The organism is Streptomyces sp. NPDC053432, from assembly GCF_055585365.1.
This window is the reverse complement of sequence record NZ_JBVJKF010000002.1, coordinates 37,674-55,088: the sequence shown is the minus strand read 5'-3', so window position 1 is coordinate 55,088 and position 17,415 is coordinate 37,674. Positions and strand designations below refer to the sequence as shown.

Below are 17,415 nucleotides of genomic sequence, written 5' to 3'. Positions count from 1 at the left end.
CGGCCGGACAAGGTCCGGCAGCGAGATCTAACGTGCCGCTAAGAAAGCGCGGAGCGAGCCCCCTCCGCCGGCAGGGTGACACGACGGGCGCCCGCCGAGGGAGTCGCGGTGAGGAGGTGCGGGCGGCGGTGGCCGGCTTCGGCGAAGGCGGCCGTGACGTGGTCGCCCACGGCGTCCTCCCGACCCGCCCGCACCAGGGCGATGACGGAACCGCCGAATCCGCCGCCCGTCATCCGCGCGCCCAGCGCGCCCGCGTCCAGTGCGGCCGCCACCGCGAGGTCGGTCTCCGGGCAGGAGACCCGGTAGTCGTCGCGGAGCGAGGCGTGGCCGGCGGTGAGGATCGGGCCGAGCGCCACCGCGTCCCCCTCACGCAGACGGGACACGGCCTCGGTGACCCGGGCGTTCTCCGTCACCACGTGCCGGACCAGCGGGGCGAGTTCCCCGGGCAGCCCCTCCAGCGCACGCGGGAGGTCCGCGTCGGGCAGATCGCGCAGGGCGGGCAGGCCGAGCAGGGCGGCCGCCCTCTCGCACCCCTTGCGCAGGGCCGCGTAGGCGCCGTCACCGAGGTCGTGGGCGACCCGGGTGTCGATCACCAGCAGTCGCAGCCCCTGGCCCCGCAGGTCGAACGGTACGTGCCGGTGCCGCTCCGGGCTGCGGGCGTCGAGGTGCAGGGCGGATCCGGCGGCGCCGCACATGGACGCCATCTGGTCCATGATCCCGCATGGCACGCCGACGAAGGCGTTCTCCGCGCGCTGGGCGATGCGGGCCAGACCGGCACCGGAGAGGCCCAGTCCGAGCAGTTCGTCGCAGGCGAGGGCGACCGCGCACTCCAGCGCGGCCGAGGAGGACAGGCCGGCCCCGGTGGGCACCGTGCTGTCGAAGTGCAGGTCCGCGCCCGTGACCGGGTGCCCCGCCTCGGCGAGCGCCCACACCACTCCGGCCGGATAGGCGGCCCAGCCGGTCACGGCGCCCGGGGCCAGCGCGGCCACGTCGAGTGCGGTGATCCGGCCGTCGCCCTGCGCGCTGTGCAGCCGCAGCACACCGTCCGTACGGCGGCGAACGGCGAGCAGGGTGCTCTGGGGCAGCGCCATGGGGAGGGCGAACCCGTCGTTGTAGTCGGTGTGTTCGCCGATCAGGTTGACCCGGCCCGGCGCCGCCCAGACCCCGTCCGGGGCATGGCCGAAGAGCCGCCGGAACTCGTCCGCGACGCGCCGCGCCCGGCCGGCGTCGTCCCACTGGTCCGTCCGGTTCACGCCAGGGCCTCCCGCAGCCGCCGCGCAGCCGCCTCGGGGGCGACGTCGTTGATGAAGGCTTCCGTACCGGACTCCGTGCCGGCGAGGAACTTGAGCTTGTCGGCGGTCCGCCGGATGGTGAACAGCTCCAGGTGCAGGGCCAGTTCCCCGCCGCCGGTACGGGGCGCCTGGTGCCAGGCGGAGACGTACGGGGTGGGAGCCGACGCCTCCTGCGGCTGTCCGGCCACGGCGAAGAGCCGGTCGAAGCGGCGCAGCAGGTCCAGGTAGATGCCGGGGAACTCGGCCCGCTCGGCCTCGTTGAGGCGGGTCAGGTCGGGGACCCGGCGGTGCGGGTGGAGGTGCACCTCGTACGGCCACCGGGCGGCGTACGGCACGAACGCGGTCCAGTGCTCCCCGGCCGTCACCACGCGCTCGGTGGCGGCGCGGGCCCGTGCCACCAGGTCCTCGAAGAGGTTGCGCCCGGTGGCGGCCCGGTGCGCGGCCGCCGCGGCGGTCATCTTGGCCGTACGGGGCGTGACGAACGGGAAGGCGTAGATCTGGCCGTGCGGGTGGCTGAGCGTCACCCCGATCTCGGCCCCCCGGTTCTCGAAGCAGTACACCTGCTCCACTCCCGGGAGGGCGGAGAGCTCCGCGGTGCGGTCCGTCCACGCGTCCAGGACCAGGCGGGCGGCGGCCGGGGTGAGGTCGGCGAACCGGGCGTCGTGGTCCGGGGTGAAGCACACGACCTCGCAGCGTCCGACCGGGCCCGCGAGGGAGGGGAAGCGGTTCTCGAAGACGGCCACCTCGTAGTCGGCGGCCGGGATCTCGCCGAGCCGGCCGTCCCGGGAGGGGCACAGCGGGCACTCCCCGGCGGGCGGGTGGTAGGTGCGGCCCTGCCGGTGGGAGGCGATCGTGATCCAATCGCCGGTCGCCTCGTCCTGCCGCAGCTCGGGCCGGCTCTCCACGGGCTCCAGCGGGCGCAGGTCGGGCGCCTCGCGGACGGCGCTCCGGTCGGTGTCGAAGTAGATCAGTTCGCGGCCGTCCGCGAGCTTCGCGAGTGTTTTCTTCACCCCTCAAGAATAAACAGAACCGAACAGCAGGCACCAGCAAGATGCTTGAAGTCAGCCATAGTTCAACAGCCCGCCGTGTTATCTTGCTGCCTTCCGAACACGGGCCGACACCGGGGGAGCGATCGTGGCCGAACAGGCAGCCCAACTGGCCCACCAGCGGCGCGCGCTCATCCTGGACGCCGTCCGGCGCGACGGAGCGGTGCGCGTGGCGGACCTCGTCGGGCGGCTCGGCGTCTCGGACATGACGATCCGCCGGGACCTCGACGCCCTGGCCCGGTCCGGCGCCGTGGAGAAGGTGTACGGAGGGGCCGTCGCCGCGGGCGGGGCCAGCGGCCACGAGCCCGGATTCGACGCCAAGTCCGATCTGGAGGGTGCCGCGAAGGCGGCCATCGCGGAAGCCGCCGCGGCCCTGGTGGAACCGGGCAGCGTGGTCGCGGTCTCGGGCGGCACCACCGCGCACGCGGTCGCCGCCCGGCTGCTCCGCGTCCCGCGGCTCACGATCGTCACCAACTCGCTCCCGGTCGCCGAGCTGGTACGGGCCGCGGACGGGGAACCGGGCGGCGGAGCCCCCACGCTGCTGCTCACCGGCGGCGCGCCCACCCCCTCGGCCGCCCTGGTCGGTCCGCTCGCCGACCTGGTGATCGGTTCCCTGCACGTGGACCTGCTCGTCCTCGGCGCCCACGGGGTGGCCGAGGAGGCGGGGCTGACCACCCCGAACCTCATGGAGGCGCAGACCAACCGGGCGCTCGTCGCCGCGGCCCGGCGGGTCGCCGTCGTGGCCGACCACAGCAAGTGGGGCGTGGTCGGACTCAGCGGATTCGCGGCCCTGGACCGCGCCGACTGGTTCGTCACCGACGCCGCGATGCCCGCCCCCGCCCGGGCCGTCCTCGCGGACGCGGTGGGCGAACTCGTCGTCGCCGGCGAGGAGCGCTGAACCCGCGTGGCCGGGACCGGTCGGCCTCAGGCCCCGGAACCGGTCTCCGCGGGCGCCGGACCGGTCGTGGCCCGGATGACGAGTTCGGGGTCGAACAGCAGCTCCCCGTTCGGCACGTCCCGGTTGCTGACCAGCGCCAGCACGCTGCGTCCCACTTCGAGGGCCAGCCGGTCGGCCGGCTGCCGCACCGTGGTCAGGGGCGGATCGGTGAACTCCGTGACCGCCGAACCGTCGTAACCCACGACCGACACGTCCCCCGGCACCGAGAGACCCTGGCGGCGGACGCCCCGGATCGCGCCGAGGGCCATGTAGTCGCTGGCCGCGACGATCGCGGTGGCGCCCAGCGCGAGCAGCGGGCCGACCGAGGCCTGGCCGCCCTCCACCGTGTAGGACTGCCGGACCACCCAGCGCTCCGGGTCGTCGATCCCCCGCTTGGCCATCGCCTCCAGGAAGCCCCGGACCCGGCGGTCGGCCGGCTGGTTGCCGGCCGGCCCCGAGACCATCCCGACCCGGCGGTGGCCCAGCCGGTGCAGGTGGTCGACGGCCAGCTCGGCGGCGAGCGCGTCGTCCGTGGAGAAGACCGGCACGGGCACGCCGTCCGCGAACTCGCCGTTGATCCCGACGTACGGGACCCGGCGCTGGCGCAGCAGTTCGTACGTGTCGGTGTCGGAGCCCTCCACCGTGTTGGACGCGGACAGGAAGACGACGGCCGCGACGCCCTTGTCGACGAGCGCGGAGATGAAGTCCCGCTCCTGTACCCCACCGGGGAAGGCGGGGCACAGGATCGTCTTGAGCCCGTGCGGGGCCAGGGCCGACTCGATCCGCTCGGCGACGTCCGCGAAGAACGGGTTGGACACGAACTCGGTGATCACCGCGACCAGTTGGCCCTGAGTCTGCCGCTCGTACCCCAGCTCCGACATGGCCTGCTCGACGGCGTCCCGGGTCTTCTTCGACACGCCCTGGCGTCGGTTGATCACCCGGCTGACGGTCGCCTCGCTGACCTGGGCGAGGGCTGCGACCTCGGTGATACCGACCTTCATCGCGGTCCTTCCGTGATCGTGAGCGCCGCGAGACCTCCGCGCGGCACCGCCAGCGAGTGCGCCCCCTCCGGCAGGAACGGCGGCGGACCGTCCATCATACGGCCGTCGGGTCCGTGGACCGTGCCCCGGATGCGGCCCCCGCCGCCCCGCACCTCGACCATCACCCGGTCCCGGTCCGAGCCGTTGACCAGGTGGAAGCGCCGGTGCGCGGCGAAGTCCAGCGGGACGACCCGATCGCCGTGCACGCTGATCAGGCACTCCTCCCCGGCGCTCGCCCGCACCAGGGGGTACAGCTCGTCGGGGCGTCCCGGCTCCACCTCCCCGTCCAGCAGCAGCCCGCGCAGCTGCCGCCACTGCCGCAGCCAGAAGGCGATCGTCTCCAGGTGCCCCGCTGGGACGCGATCCAGTCGTACGGAGATCTGCGGCACCGCGTGCAGGGCCCCGATCAGCTGCCGGGCCACCGCCGCCACGGGCGCCTCCCGGGACCACAGGAGCATGTCCGAGTGGACGGCACCCCCGACGGCGAGCAGCGCCGTGTCCACGGTGCGCACCCGGTTCGCGGTCGCGTCCGCCGGGCAGTCGAAGGAGCGCAGCATGTTCCCGAACGGGGCCGTGCCGGGACCGGTGTAGGGCTGCCGCAGCTCCAGCAGCAGGTCCGGCCGTACGGCTTCCAGTGCCGCCCGCAGCTCCGTCAGCAGGACCACCATCGCCTGTCCGACGTCCCCCGTGCCGTCGCCCGCGTACACCATGGCCTGGTCGAGGAAGTCGAGCTTGAGCCCGTCGAGCCCGTACTCCCCTACCAGCCGCACGCAGACCCCGACGACGTGCGCGCGGACCTCGGGGCGCCTCGGGTCGAGCACGTACGCGCCGGGCACCGTGGCGGGGGCCGGCGCGCAGGCCGCCCACCGGGCGTGGCAGGCCGCTCCGGGTCCGAGCAGCAGGGGCGCCACCCAGGCCAGGTAGGACAGACCCCGCGCCCGGACCCGGGCCACGTGCCCGGCCAGGTCCGGGAACTTGGCCCGGTCGGGCAGCCAGTCCCCGCAGCCGGCGTAGCCGCGCCCGTGGCCCAGTTCCTGCCAGCCGTCGTCGAGGATCAGCGCGCCGCAGCCGAGGGCCGCGGCCAGCTCGGCCTGGGTCTCGACGGCGGCCGCGCTGACGTCCTGGTTGAAGGCGTACCAGGTGGAGTAGACGGGGGTGCGCGCCGCGTCGGGCACCGGCATGGGGGCGAGTGCGGTGGCGAACCAGTTCCGCACGGCCCGCAAGGCCCCGGACACGGACGGCGAGCGAGGCACCAGCAGGATCCTGTGCGGGTCCCGCGAGGCGGGCAGGCGGAGGTGGACGACGTGGGTGTCGTTCTCCTCGGAGACGCCGAAGCGCAGCGTCGCCTCGGGGACCGGGTCGGCCGCGGCGAAGGCGAGCAGGGTGGCCCCCGAGTGGTCGTACAGGCATCCGGCGGCGTGCCCGTCGACGAGCGAGACCCGGGAGCGGCCCTCCCAGTCGGCGAGCAGGGTGCGCCGCCAGCCGCCCTGGGGATGCCAGTACCCGGCGGCGTCGCCGAGCGGCACGGAGAAGCGGACCTCGACGGGCGCGCCGTCGGCCCGCACCTCCAGCATGCGCACTCCGCCGGCGGGTCGGCCCAGGGACCAGACGGGTTCGACGCCGCGGGCGTGGGCGAGGACGGAGATCGACACCCCGTCGAGCAGTGGCTCGAAGCGGGCGGGCGCCAGCCCCGCGGTGGTCACGGGTTCGGGGACCTGCGCCGGGGCGCTGGTGGTGTGCACGGTCACTCCTTCACGGCGCCGGCGAGCAGGCCGGACACGAACTGACGCTGCAGCGCCAGGAATACGAGGGCCATGGGGATCGCGGCGGCCGCGGTTCCGGCGAGGATCGCGCCGTAGTCGGTCTCGTCGAGGCCCTGCAGCGAGGCCAGGGCCACCGGCACGGTGAACGAGGCGCTGTCGCGCAGGACGATCAGCGGCCAGACGAAGTCGTTCCACTGGTACAGGAAGAGGAAGATGGCCAGGGCGGCGAGGGCGGGTTTCATCGGCGGGACCACCACCCTCCAGAACAGGCGCAGTTCGCCGCAGCCGTCCATGCGCCCGGAGTCGAGGAGCTCGTCGGGGAGCGCGGCCATCGACTGGCGCATCAGGAAGATGCCGAAGGGCAGGGCCAGGTTGGGCATGATCACGGCCTGGTACGTGTTCAGCCAGCGCAGCTCGGCCATCATCTGGAACAGGGGTACCAGGGTGACCTGCGCGGGGACCACGAGCCCGAGCATCAGCAGGCCGAAGAGGGCCTCGCGGCCGCGGAAGCGGAACTTGGCGAAGCCGTACCCGGCCAGGGTGCAGACGGCGCCCGCGCACAGGGTGTAGACCGCGGCGATGAGCACGGAGTTGAGGACCACCCGGCCGAAGGAGGCGGTGTCCTGGAGCGTGCGCAGGTTGGCGGCCAGGTGGCTGCCGGGCAGGAGCGGAGGAGGGCTGTCGAAGATCTCCCGGGAGCTGTGGGTGGCGGCGACGACGAGCCAGTAGAAGGGGACCAGGACGGCCGCGAGCGCGACGGCCAGTCCGGAGGTCAGCAGGATGCTCCTGCCGCGGTGCCGGGCGGCGGCGGTCATGGCTTCTCCCCGAGGAGCCGGAACTGGATCACGCCGAGGACGCCGATGAGGACGGCGAGGGCGTAGGCGATGGCGGAGGCGTATCCGAAGTCGAAGTACTTGAAGGCGTTCTGGTAGAGGTACACGCCAATGGTCAGCGTGGCGTTGTCCGGGCCACCGCCGGTCAGCACGTACGGCTCGTCGAAGATCTGCAGGGTGCCGATGGTGGAGAGCACCGTGGTGAGCAGCAGCGCCGGGCGCAGACCCGGCAGGGTGACGTGGCGGAAGGCGCCCCAGGCGCCCGCCCCGTCGACGGCCGCCGCGTCGTAGAGCTCGGCGGGGACGGCCTGGAGGCGGGCGAGCAGGATCACCGCGTTGTACCCGGTGTAGTGCCAGGTCAGCGCCAGCCCGAGGGAGACCTTCGCCCACAGCGGGTCGGTCAGCCACGGCACGGCGTCCAGGCCGACGAGCCCGAGCAGCCAGTTGACCAGCCCGTAGTCCGTGCTCAGCAGGACGGAGAACATGATGCCGTAGGCGACCAGACCGGTGACCATCGGCAGGAAGAAGCCGAGCCGGAAGACCGCGCGCCCGCGCAGCAGGCCGGAGTTCAGGGCCACGGCGATCCCGGTCGCGAGGGCCAGCATCACCGGCACCTGGACGGCGAGGATCACCGCGGTGTTCTTCAGGGCGGTCCAGAACAGCGGATCGTGCAGCAGCCGGGTGTAGTTGTCGGCGCCGACGAACCGCTCGGTCCCGCCGACGGTCTTGTGCAGGCTGATCACGAAGGACCGGCCGATGGGGTAGATCTTGAAGGCGGCGAAGAGCAGCAGCGCGGGGAGTACGAAGAGGTACGGAGCGACGCGCCGGCGCGGCCGGGGCCGGGGAGCCGCCCCGGCCGGCCCCGGGGCGGGGACGGCGCGGGGGGTTCGGCCGGTGAGCGTCGCGGTCATCGGGAGACCTTGCGCCCGGTCTGCCGGCCCAGCTGCTCGGCGGCCTCCTTGAGCACCTTCGCCGGGTCGGCGCCCGCCAGCAGGACCTTGGACTGGGCGTCGGTGACCAGCTTGAGGGCGCGGGCGTAGTCGGCGGTGTATTGGAACGCGGGCGAGGGTGCCTTGAGTGCCTCCAGGAAGACCTCGCCCTTCTTCTGCCCGCTGAAGAAGGCGGAGGGCTCGTGGAAGACGGCGTCGTCGTAGGCCTTCATCAGCGCGGGGGCGATGCCCTTGCCCCGGTAGATCCGCACCTGGGAGGCGGGGCGGGTAAGGACGAACTCGATGAAGGACCAGGCGGCGGCCTGGTGCTTGCTGCTGCCCGCGACGGCGAGGTGGGTGGAGTTGACCGTGGCCGCGGTGGACCCGCCCCGGCGGACGGCCGGGGGAAGCCTGACCTTCCACTTGCCCGCCTCACCGGGAACCTGTTCCTCGATGATGCCGCCGAACCAGGTGGGCATCGGCAGCACGGCCGCGGTCCCCTCCTTCAGGGAGCTCATCAGGGTGTTCCAGCCGCCCGCGAGATCGCTGACGAGGCCGGCGTCGTTCATCGTCTTGATGAGGGTCATGGCCTTCACGGCCTCGGGGGAGTCGAGGGTGATGTTCCCGGCGAGGTCGAAGTAGAAGGTGCCCTGCAATTGGAGGAGCATCTGGAAGAAGTTGGCGGCGTCGGCCTGTGAAGCCGGTTTGTCGATGCCGAGCAGATGGGCGCCGGTCTTCTGCTTGATCTCCTTGCCGGCCTCGATGGTCTCTTCCCAGGTCTGGAGGGCGGCCGCGTCCACACCGGCCTTCTCGAAGAGGTCGGCGCGGTAGTAGAAGCCCGCCGAATTCGCCTCCCAGGGCAGGGCGTTGACGCGCCCCCCGGCGGGGGAGACGGTCTGCCACATGCCCTGGGCGAAGGCGTCCCGGTAGGCGTTCGCGCCGAGCGGGCCGAGGTCGGCGAGGCCGCCGGGGAACTTCTCGACGTAGCCCGGAAGGTAGTCGACGCCGATGTGCAGGACGTCGGCGAGGCCTTGGCCGCCGGCCGCCAGCCCGGTAGTGATCTTGTCCCAGATCGCGGGGTTGCCGATGTCCTCGACCGTCACCTCGATGTCCGGGTACCTCTTGTTGAACTCCGGCACGAGCGCCTTCATTTCGGCGGCCGGACCCTGCCAGGACCAGACGGAGATCTTCCCCTTGTCCTTGGCCCCGGCGGTGCCGGTCGCGCCCGTGTCACCCGTCCCGGAGCAGGCCGTCAGGCCGGTGAGCCCGGCACCCGCAGCGAGCGCGCCGCCCATCCGTAGCACTCTGCGACGTTCCAGTTCCATGCCTTGACCCACCCCTGCTCGCACCGTTGCGGAAGCCGAATGGCCGGACTGTAGCCAGATGCGCACGACACTTGCAATACAACAACGAAAACTTTCAGTTCGATCCAGCAAAGAATGACGGCAGGAATGATTGCAATCCATCTGTCACTGTTGCTAGCGTGCCGCGCGCCCTGCCCCGTGCAGGCCGGTCGCCCCACCACACCCCGGGAGAACCCGATGACGCGTTCCCGTGTGCCGCTGCTGTCCGCCCTCGCCCTGCTCGCGCCGCTCACCCCCCTCGTCCTCGGCGGCCCGGCCGCGGCGGCGCCGCCCGGCGCGGCCGGCCGGCCGCCCGCGCCCGCCGCACCCGCCCTGCTCGCCGTCACCGACCCCGGATTCGAACAGGGCGGTACGGGATGGCGGTTCACCGCCGGCACCGGCGTCGCCACGAACTATCCGCACGGCGGGGCACGGCTCGCCTACCTCGACGGCGGGCCCGGGATGAAGGTGTCCCAGACCGTGACGGCCACGGGCCGCGGGACGTACGACATATCCGCCTGGATCGCGACGGGCGGCCCGAACGGCCGGTACGTCGCCCGGGTCAACGGCGCGGTCGCCGCCGCGCAGACCCTGCCGAGCGCCTCCAACTACCGCCGTCACACCCTCGGCCGGATCACCCTCGCCCCCGGTGACGAGCTCGAGATCGCCTTCGAGTCGGGGGACGCCTGGGTCAACGCCGACGACGTGATGGTCTCGCCCTCGTCTCCCGCGGACCCGCGGATCAGCTCCTCCGACCCGAAGATCGTCGAGATGTTCGACTGGTCCAAGCGCAAGGCCAACAGCTGGGTCCAGCTGCCGGGCACCCAGGGCCCGCTCAATGTGGACGAGAACCGCACCGGCGGCAGCGGCACCGGCACCTACGGCGCCTCCTACTGGGCCGGATACGCCAACCGCAGCGGCTATTACTCGCGCGACACGGCCCACCAGCTCACCGGCGCGGGGGTCCTCGGACTGCACGCGGAGAACAAGGCGATGCTCCGCTCCTTCGCCGCGTCCGCCACGCCCGCGCACAAGTACTACCCGGCCTGGGCCCTCAACTTCGACACCACGACGTACCTGTCGATCGACTACAAGAGCCCCTCGAACTTCGTCCGCGAGGTCCCCGCCACCTTCGAGCTGGTGCAGAAGTCGGAGGAGGCGTACCGCTGGAGCGGGGACCGCTCCTACATCGAGGACCCGGTCCTGTGGGACTTCTACCGGCACGCCACCGACGAGTTCGTCACCCTGCACGACGGGCTGAAGGACAACGGCGCGGTCAAGGTCGCCGAAGGCACCGGCCAGGGCATCTTCCAGGGCACCGCGAGCTACAACGAGCAGAGCGGCGAACCGCTCGCCGAGGCCGGCGACGCCATCGGCTCCCAGTACCAGGCGTACCTGGCGGTGGCCTCGCTCGCCCGCGCCAAGGGCGACTGCGTGCTCGCGGGCCGGTACGAGGCCAAGGCCCGCGACCTGAAGGCGTACTTCAACACGACCTGGAGCGGCACCGGTTCCGGCGCTGACATGGTGCGCGGCTACACCACGGACGGACGCGCGCTGACCGGCTGGGGCAAGGAGAACAGCTGGTTCATGCCGATGAAGCAGATCGTGGAACCGGGCGCCCGCCGCGAGGCCTATCTCGACTACATCGACCAGCAGGCCTCGGGCACGGACCGGCCCGCCAACATCGAGGCACTCACCTACCTGCCCGACACCTTCTTCCGCAACAACCGCAACGACACCGCCTGGAAGTGGATGAAGCACGTCTACGACCGCAAGGACGTCCAGCACGTCAACACCAAGCAGGGCACCAACGGGGACTACCCCGAGGTCTCCTTCACCCTGCTCGGACAGACCGTCGAGGGGCTCCTGGGCGTCGTCCCCGACGCGCCCGCGCACGCCCTGAGCACCCAGTCCCGGCTGCCGTCGGGCATGACCTGGCTGGGCATCGACGACCTGCGGATAGGCGACTCGGTCTTCTCCCTGCGTCACGACGGGGCGACGAAATCCTCGCTCAGCCACACCTCCGGCAGCTCCGCCTACACCTGGGAGGCCCGCTTCCCCGGCACCTACTCCACGGTCACGGTCGACGGGGTGACCCGCCCGGCCCGCACCAAGGTCGTCGACGGAGCGACGTACACCTACGTCACGCAGCGGGTGTACCCGGGCAGCACCGTCACCGTCCAGGTGGGCTGAGACCGGGCGCGGGCCGGCCATCGCCGTGGCCGGCCCGCGGCCCCGGTAAAGGTCAGTCCACCAGGACGCCGGGATTGAGGATGCCGTGCGGGTCGAGCGCGCCCTTCGCGGCGCGCAGCGCGAGGGCGAACGGCTCGGGGCGCTGGCGGTCGTAGCCCGCACGGTGGTCCCGGCCCACGGCGTGGTGGTGGGTGACGGTCGCCCCGTACCGGTGCAGGACCTCGACCGCCACGGCCTTCAGGTCGTCCCAGAGGGCGTCCTCGTCGCCGTCCCGGCCGGCCGCCAGGACGGTGAAGTACGGGGCCGCCCCATCCGGATAGACGTGCGTCAGACGGCAGTTGACCATGGCGGGGTGACCGGTCGCCTTCAGCGCCGCCGCACCGACCTCGCTGCGCACCGCCTCGATCAGGCCGGGGATCCGGTCCCAGGTGGCAGCCGTCTCGAAGGTCTCCGCGACGGCGCCCATCCTGGCCAGACCGTCGCGGAGGTAGGGCATCCGCAGGAACGCCGAACGCCAGGCGGAGACGGCCGCGTCACCTCCGCCGCCCTCGCCGGCACCGGCCGTACCGCCGGGACGGCCCCCGTGCGCGCGGGCCAGGCCGACGGCCCGTTCGAGCCGGGCGGTCACCGGCTCGTCCGCCGACTCGAAGCCCAGGACCAGCACGGCGGAGCCGTCCTGTGCCGCACCCGACAGCGCCGCCTCACCGGCGTCCAGCAGACGGCAGTTGGCAGGCGAGAGGTCGGACTGCGCGAGGGTGCGCACCGCCCGGAGCGCCTCGTCGAAGCGGCTGAAGGCGACCGAGGCGGACGCCTTGTGGCGGGGGCGTTCCTGCAGCCGGACCCAGGCCTCGGTGATGACGCCGAGGGCGCCTTCGGAGCCGAGGAACAGCCGGTCGGGGGAGGGCCCGGCCCCCGAGGCGGGCAGCCGCCAGGAACCGCTCGTGCCGGCCGGGGTGACCACCCGTATCGACTGCACGAAGTCGTCGATGTGCGTGCGGCCGGTGGCGTAGTGGCCGCCCGCGCGGGTGGCCAGCCAGCCGCCCAGGGTGGAGAACTCGAAACTCTGCGGGAAGTGCCGCAGGGTGAGCCCGTGGGGCCGCAGCTGGTCCTCCAGGTCCGGCCCGAGGGTGCCCGCCTGGATGCGCGCGGCCCGTCCGCCGGTGTCGACCTCCAGGACCCGGCCCATCGCCGTCAGGTCGAGGGACACCACCGCCCCGTGGGCGTCCCCGCGGTACTCCACGCCACCGCAGACCGAGGAACCCCCGCCGTACGGGACGACGGCCACCCGCCGGTCGCCCGCCCACTCCAGCAGGTCGGCCACCTCCCGCTCGTCCGTCGGGCGGGCGACGAGATCGGGAATCCGGCCGGGCCGCCCGCGCAGCGCCCGCACCACGTCCCGGTAGGCCTTGCCCATGGCGTGGGCGGCGCGGTCCCCGGGGTCGGCCGAGACCAGGTGTCCGAGGCTGTGCGGCGGTTCGACGGCGGGGCCCCCGATGCCCAGGTCGCGGACGCGGGGGACGGGGAGCGGGCGGGGCAGGGTGCCGGGTATCAGCGAGCCCATCGCGACGCACTCCGCGTCGTCGGGATGCGCGTCCGTCCAGCCCCAGCCCCACCAGGAGCGGATGCGGGACTGCGGCTGCGGGGTGGTGCCGGCCATGGATGCGCTCCGGAGGTCGCGGTAATTTACCTAGGGGTAAATTACTTACTGATAATATCGGCGCATGGCAACCCCTCCGACCCGAGCCGGCACCAAGGGAGTCCCGCGGGAGCACCGCAGGCAGCAGATGCTGGAGGCCGCCACGGAGGAATTCGGCACCCGCGGCTACGCGGCCGCGTCGCTCCCCGCGATCGCGGCGCGCGTGGGCGTCACCAAGACGCTCCTGCACCAGTACCTCGGCACGAAGGAGGAGCTCTACGTCGCCTGCCTGGTGCCCGTAGGGGACCGCCTCCTGGAAGCCGTCCGGACGGCGATGGGCGCCGGCGGCACCGGTCCGCAGACGCCTCTGCGCGTGCTGCGCGGCATCTTCGAGGCCCTGGAGGGGCGGCGGGAGGCGTGGTTCGTGCTGTACGACACCACGCTGCCGCCCGGCGGCGAGGCCGAGCGCCGGGCATCGGAGTACTGGTCGGCCATCGACGGGCTCGCCGCGGGCGGCACGGCCGAGCTGCTGCGCGCGGCCGGCTCCGCGGACCCGCTGGACGCCGACGCGCTCAAGTACGTCTGGCGGGACCTGGTCGCCACCCTCGTCCGCTGGTGGGTCAAGCATCCGGAGCAGACCCCGGCGGCCATGACGGACCGCTGCGCCCGCCTCTTCGCGGCCGCCGCGACACTCACCCCGGACGACCGGGCGGGCTGAGACCGGGAGCCCGCGCGGTGCGGTGCCCGCCGACGCGGGGCCCGCCGACGTGGTGCCCGTCGAGTCCGGAGCCCGTGGTCCGGGGCCCGTCGTCCGGAGCCCGTGGTCCGGGGCCCGTCGTCCGGAGCGTGGGGAGTCCGGAGCCCGTGGTCCGGAGCCTGGGGAGTCCGGAGCCCGTCGTCCGGTGCCCGTGGAGTCGGGCCCCGCCCGGGATGTCGGCGGCTTGACGGGGCCGCCTGCGTACTACCCCTTCTCGGGCCGCGAGGCCTTGACGGCCTTGAGCTTGCGCCAGACCCTCTCCAGCGCCTCCAGGTCGTGTTCGTCGAGCAGCTCGGTGAAGACCGGGGCGAGCGCCTCGCGGCGAGTTGCGTCGGCCTCGGCGAACAGCGTGCGTCCCGCCTCCGTGAGGGAGACCTCCACCGACCGGGCGTCGCGCGCCGACGGAGTACGGGTCACCAGGCCCCGGTTGCGCAGGGCGTCGACGACGCGGGAGACCTGGCTGCGGCTGAGCAGCGTGCTGTTCCCCAGCGTGGAGGCGGGAACCGGCTCGGGGCTGGAGGCCAGCCACAGCATCACCTCGAACCAGGACACCGGGAGGTCGTGCGCCTTGACGAGGGCCCGGTCGACCCGGTCGGTGAGGGTGGCGCCGGCCCAGACCAGCCCGTAGAAGGCGTAGTCGGCCGTCGGCATCTGGGTTTCGGTGAGCTTTTTCGCCATGTCGGCAGTGTAGGGCTTGCGTGCACACGCACATAAATTTATAGTGTGTGTGCACGCACATAAATCACGCCCGGTGACACAGGCGATCCCTCCCCACGACACTCGTGGCACTCCCAGTGAAAGGCTCCGGCCATGTCGACCCCCCTCACCCCCGACACCACCACCGAAACCTCCCTCCGGACCGTCCTGATCACCGGTACCTCCTCCGGCATCGGCCTGGCGGCAGCCGTGGCCGCCGCTCGCGCCGGATGGCGCACGGTCGCCACCCTCCGTGACACCGGCCGGGCGGACGCCCTGCGCAAGGCCGCCGCCGAAGCGGGCGTCGACATCGACATCAGGCAGCTCGACGTCGTCGACGAGGACTCCGTCGCCGCCGCCGTGGCCGGGGTGATCGCCGACTACGGCCGTCTGGACGCGGTGGTGAACAACGCGGGCGCCGGTCACGTCGGCACCCTCGAACTCGAGTCCGTCTCCGACGTGCGCGAGGTCATGGAGGTCAACTTCTTCGGCGTGCTGAACGTGTCCAAGGCGGCCCTGCCGCACCTGCGCGCCACCGGAGGCCGGCTGATCACGGTCACCAGCGTCGGCGGAGTCATCGGCCAGCCCTTCAACGAGGCCTACTGCGCCGCGAAGTTCGCGGTGGAGGGGTACATGGAGAGCCTGGCGCCCGTCGCGGCGGCGGTCGGCGTGGCCGTCTCCGTCGTCGAGCCCGGCGCGGTGGCGACGGAGTTCGTCAACAACATCGGAATCGACATCGAGGCCACCGTCGCCGCGGCCGGCCCCTACGCCGACGCGATGCGCCACTACATCGAGCGCACCGTCGGCCAGTTCACGAACGGGGCCCAGACCCCGGCGGGCGCGGCCGAGGCCGTCATGGAGGCGCTGACCGCCCAGAAGCCCGCGTTCCGCATCCAGACCTCCGAGTGGGCCCGCGGCTTCACCGGGACCAAGCTGGCCGACCAGGACGGCTCGGCGGTCCTGGGCATGACCGGAGCCTGGGTCTCCTGACCGGCCGGTCCCACGCCCGGCCGTCGACGCGTGCCGGGCGTCTGCCTCGCGGGAGGACCGGGTCGGGGGGAGACTCGTACGCATGGACGAGTCGCGCAGAGCCTGGGCCACGGTCATCGCCGTCATCGCGGTGATCCTGCTGGACCTCGCCGCCATCATCCTGATGAACACCCTCTGACCGTGACCGTGTGAGGCGGACGGGTGGGCCCGTCGGCCGGCCGGCGGGAGACCGGCGCGACACGGTGGCCGGCTCATGGCCGAAGACCGGCATGTTGAACGTGCGAGTTCCCGAGGCGGGTCGTGCCCCGGTCGAGCGCGCGCGGTGTGAGCCGGTCGGCTCGTGCGTCACCCCGCCGGGCAGCCCCCTCGGCGGGCGGTACCGGCCACTGGAAGGTGAGCCGGTCGCCGGGAGCGAGCTCGAACTCGGTCCCCGGGGGTTCGAACTGGAGGCTCAGCGGGACCCCCGGTGCGGCTCGGACGACGAACGTCACGGTCCTGTCTCCTGAAGTCCGCTGAAGTCCGTGCTGCGGGCGGCCGCCGCGCCCGGAGTGACTCGAGTCCCGCTCGGAAGCGGCGTCAACGGGCGTCCCTAGTAAGGCAGTTCATGGCCTTTCGTGCCGGAAAGACGGGCTGCCCGCACCCTTGCCGCACCGCGCCGGTTCGCGAATGATGCTGCCCGGCGTGTCGGCCGACGGTGGTCGCGATGCACGCGCCATTCCGACCCCGGCCGGCCAGGAGGCACGTCTTGCGGACGAACCGTCACATCAGCAGGTCCTTAGCGGTCGTCGGCGCCGCCCTCGCGCTGGTGGTCGCCGTGCCCCAGGTCGCCTTCGCCGCACCACCGCCCGCACTGCCCAGCCAGGCCGAGGCGATCGAGCTGACCTTCCAGCCGGCGTACGACTACGACACCGACGGCTGCTACCCGACCCCCGCCATAGGCCCGACCGGAGTCCTCAATGGCGGACTGAACCCCACCGGCGCCCTGAACGGCAACTGCCACGACGCCTCGGACCTCGCCAACACCAACGGCTACTCCCGCTGGACCTGCAACAACGGCTGGTGCGCCGTGATCTACGGTCTGTACTTCGAGAAGGACCAGGCGATCCCCGGCATCAGCCTCGGCGGCCACCGGCACGACTGGGAACACGTCGTGGTGTGGATCCAGGGCGACGAGGCCAAGTACGTCTCGACCTCCGCCCACGGCGACTTCGTCGTCCACTCCCGCGACCAGATCCGCTGGGACGGCACCCACCCCAAGATCGTCTACCACAAGGACGGCATCGGCACGCACTGCTTCCGCGCGGCGAACACCAACGACGAACCGCCCGAGAACCACCGCGGCACCTGGCAGTTCCCCGCCCTCGTCGGATGGTCGGGCTATCCCGCGGGACTGCGGGACAAGCTGAGCCAGGCCGATTTCGGCAGCGCGCACTTCGGCCTGAAGGACAGCGCCTTCGCCGACCACCTGGCGAAGGCCAAACCGGCGGGCATCCCCTTCAACCCGTACCAGTAGCCCCCTCACGGGCGGCATGACGAACGAAACCCGGGCCCGCTCCGTCAGCGCGACAGCCGCTCGCCATGCCGCCCACCGCCCCTCCTGCCCGCCCGAACTCCTCGACGCCGTCGCCGGATTCGCCGGCTCCCCGTCGGCAGGCGCCCGTACCGCCGACATCGGGGCCGGTACGGGCATCGCCACCGCCCTGTTGCGGGCGGGCGGGGCGAGCGGGGCGCGCGTCGTCGCCGTGGAGCCGGGCGGGGGCATGGCCGCGGAGTTCCGGCGCCGCAATCCGGGGGTGGTCGCACCGCGCCGGGCCGCGTCCCTCGCCGTCCCGGCCGGCGCCGCCCTGAGCCCCCTGTTCGTCGAGCCGTAGCGGACCGGCGTGGAGCCGGCGGCTGGGCAGGACGTGACGCGTCCGCGTCCTACAGTTGCGGTGCCGGGCGCAGCCGTGGAGCCGGCTCG

Annotated in this window: 15 protein-coding genes; 6 read left to right on the top strand and 9 right to left on the bottom strand. The window is 72.8% G+C overall.

The features are described from left to right. Positions 1 to 38: 38 nt before the first annotated feature. Both galK and galT read right to left on the bottom strand, forming a co-directional pair. Positions 39 to 1,253 carry a galactokinase gene (gene galK / locus ACZ6Y1_RS03295; protein ID WP_469621918.1) on the bottom strand — a complete coding sequence of 405 codons (1,215 nt, stop codon included), beginning with the start codon at positions 1,251 to 1,253 and terminating at the stop codon, positions 39 to 41. Further along, complete coding sequence (galT, locus tag ACZ6Y1_RS03290) at positions 1,250 to 2,302, bottom strand: galactose-1-phosphate uridylyltransferase (protein WP_469621917.1); 1,053 nt, start codon at positions 2,300 to 2,302, stop codon at positions 1,250 to 1,252. Before galT ends, galK begins: the two co-directional genes overlap by 4 nt. 124 nt (positions 2,303 to 2,426) lie before the next feature. Here galT and ACZ6Y1_RS03285 point away from each other — a divergent pair, with 124 nt between their 5' ends. Beyond that, positions 2,427 to 3,236, top strand: coding sequence for a DeoR/GlpR family DNA-binding transcription regulator (locus tag ACZ6Y1_RS03285; protein WP_469621915.1), 810 nt, complete (start codon positions 2,427 to 2,429; stop codon positions 3,234 to 3,236). Positions 3,237 to 3,262: 26 nt separating this feature from the next. On the opposite strand, the gene ACZ6Y1_RS03280 is transcribed toward ACZ6Y1_RS03285, so the two are convergent. Genes ACZ6Y1_RS03280 through ACZ6Y1_RS03260 form a run of 5 tightly spaced genes read right to left on the bottom strand, consistent with a single transcriptional unit; the run spans position 3,263 to position 9,165 of the window. After that, a complete protein-coding gene (locus tag ACZ6Y1_RS03280) occupies positions 3,263 to 4,276 on the bottom strand; it encodes a LacI family DNA-binding transcriptional regulator (RefSeq protein ID WP_469621912.1) in 1,014 nt (337 codons plus the stop codon). Further along, on the bottom strand, positions 4,273 to 6,057 hold the full coding sequence (locus ACZ6Y1_RS03275; protein ID WP_469621909.1) for a glycoside hydrolase family 36 protein: 1,785 nt from the start codon (positions 6,055 to 6,057) through the stop codon (positions 4,273 to 4,275). Before ACZ6Y1_RS03275 ends, ACZ6Y1_RS03280 begins: the two co-directional genes overlap by 4 nt. Before the next feature lie 2 nt (positions 6,058 to 6,059). Further along, complete coding sequence (locus ACZ6Y1_RS03270; RefSeq protein WP_469621906.1) at positions 6,060 to 6,893, bottom strand: carbohydrate ABC transporter permease; 834 nt, start codon at positions 6,891 to 6,893, stop codon at positions 6,060 to 6,062. After that, complete coding sequence (locus ACZ6Y1_RS03265; protein ID WP_469621903.1) at positions 6,890 to 7,822, bottom strand: carbohydrate ABC transporter permease; 933 nt, start codon at positions 7,820 to 7,822, stop codon at positions 6,890 to 6,892. The genes ACZ6Y1_RS03270 and ACZ6Y1_RS03265 overlap by 4 nt, the downstream gene beginning before the upstream one ends. Then, positions 7,819 to 9,165, bottom strand: a complete 1,347-nt coding sequence (locus tag ACZ6Y1_RS03260; protein WP_469621901.1) for an ABC transporter substrate-binding protein — start codon at positions 9,163 to 9,165, stop codon at positions 7,819 to 7,821. The genes ACZ6Y1_RS03265 and ACZ6Y1_RS03260 overlap by 4 nt, the downstream gene beginning before the upstream one ends. Positions 9,166 to 9,381: 216 nt before the next feature. On the opposite strand from ACZ6Y1_RS03260, the gene ACZ6Y1_RS03255 reads away from it, so the two are divergent. Next, positions 9,382 to 11,376: a hypothetical protein gene (locus ACZ6Y1_RS03255; protein WP_469621898.1), complete on the top strand. Its 1,995-nt coding sequence runs from the start codon at positions 9,382 to 9,384 to the stop codon at positions 11,374 to 11,376. 52 nt (positions 11,377 to 11,428) lie between these two features. Here ACZ6Y1_RS03255 and ACZ6Y1_RS03250 read toward each other — a convergent pair whose 3' ends face one another. Continuing rightward, entirely contained in the window at positions 11,429 to 13,033 is a 1,605-nt protein-coding gene (locus ACZ6Y1_RS03250) for an FAD-binding oxidoreductase (protein WP_469621895.1), read from the bottom strand. A gap of 64 nt (positions 13,034 to 13,097) precedes the next feature. Between ACZ6Y1_RS03250 and ACZ6Y1_RS03245 the strand changes: the two genes are divergently transcribed. Further along, positions 13,098 to 13,730, top strand: a complete 633-nt coding sequence (locus ACZ6Y1_RS03245; protein ID WP_469621888.1) for a TetR/AcrR family transcriptional regulator — start codon at positions 13,098 to 13,100, stop codon at positions 13,728 to 13,730. A gap of 243 nt (positions 13,731 to 13,973) precedes the next feature. Here the strand turns inward: ACZ6Y1_RS03245 and ACZ6Y1_RS03240 are convergent, their stop codons facing one another. Then, the gene (locus tag ACZ6Y1_RS03240) at positions 13,974 to 14,447 is read right to left on the bottom strand and encodes a MarR family winged helix-turn-helix transcriptional regulator (protein ID WP_469621885.1); all 474 of its coding nucleotides are present in this window, start codon (positions 14,445 to 14,447) and stop codon (positions 13,974 to 13,976) included. Between the two features lie 132 nt (positions 14,448 to 14,579). Between ACZ6Y1_RS03240 and ACZ6Y1_RS03235 the strand changes: the two genes are divergently transcribed. The 3 genes from ACZ6Y1_RS03235 (at position 14,580) to ACZ6Y1_RS03225 (ending at position 17,326) form a co-directional block, all read left to right on the top strand. Beyond that, the gene (locus ACZ6Y1_RS03235; RefSeq protein ID WP_469621882.1) at positions 14,580 to 15,455 is read left to right on the top strand and encodes an SDR family NAD(P)-dependent oxidoreductase; all 876 of its coding nucleotides are present in this window, start codon (positions 14,580 to 14,582) and stop codon (positions 15,453 to 15,455) included. A 745-nt stretch (positions 15,456 to 16,200) separates the two neighbouring features. Continuing rightward, a complete protein-coding gene (locus ACZ6Y1_RS03230; RefSeq protein ID WP_469621879.1) occupies positions 16,201 to 16,968 on the top strand; it encodes an NPP1 family protein in 768 nt (255 codons plus the stop codon). Positions 16,969 to 16,984: 16 nt separating this feature from the next. Further along, positions 16,985 to 17,326 carry a class I SAM-dependent methyltransferase gene (locus ACZ6Y1_RS03225; RefSeq protein ID WP_469621874.1) on the top strand — a complete coding sequence of 114 codons (342 nt, stop codon included), beginning with the start codon at positions 16,985 to 16,987 and terminating at the stop codon, positions 17,324 to 17,326. Positions 17,327 to 17,415: the final 89 nt, after the last annotated feature.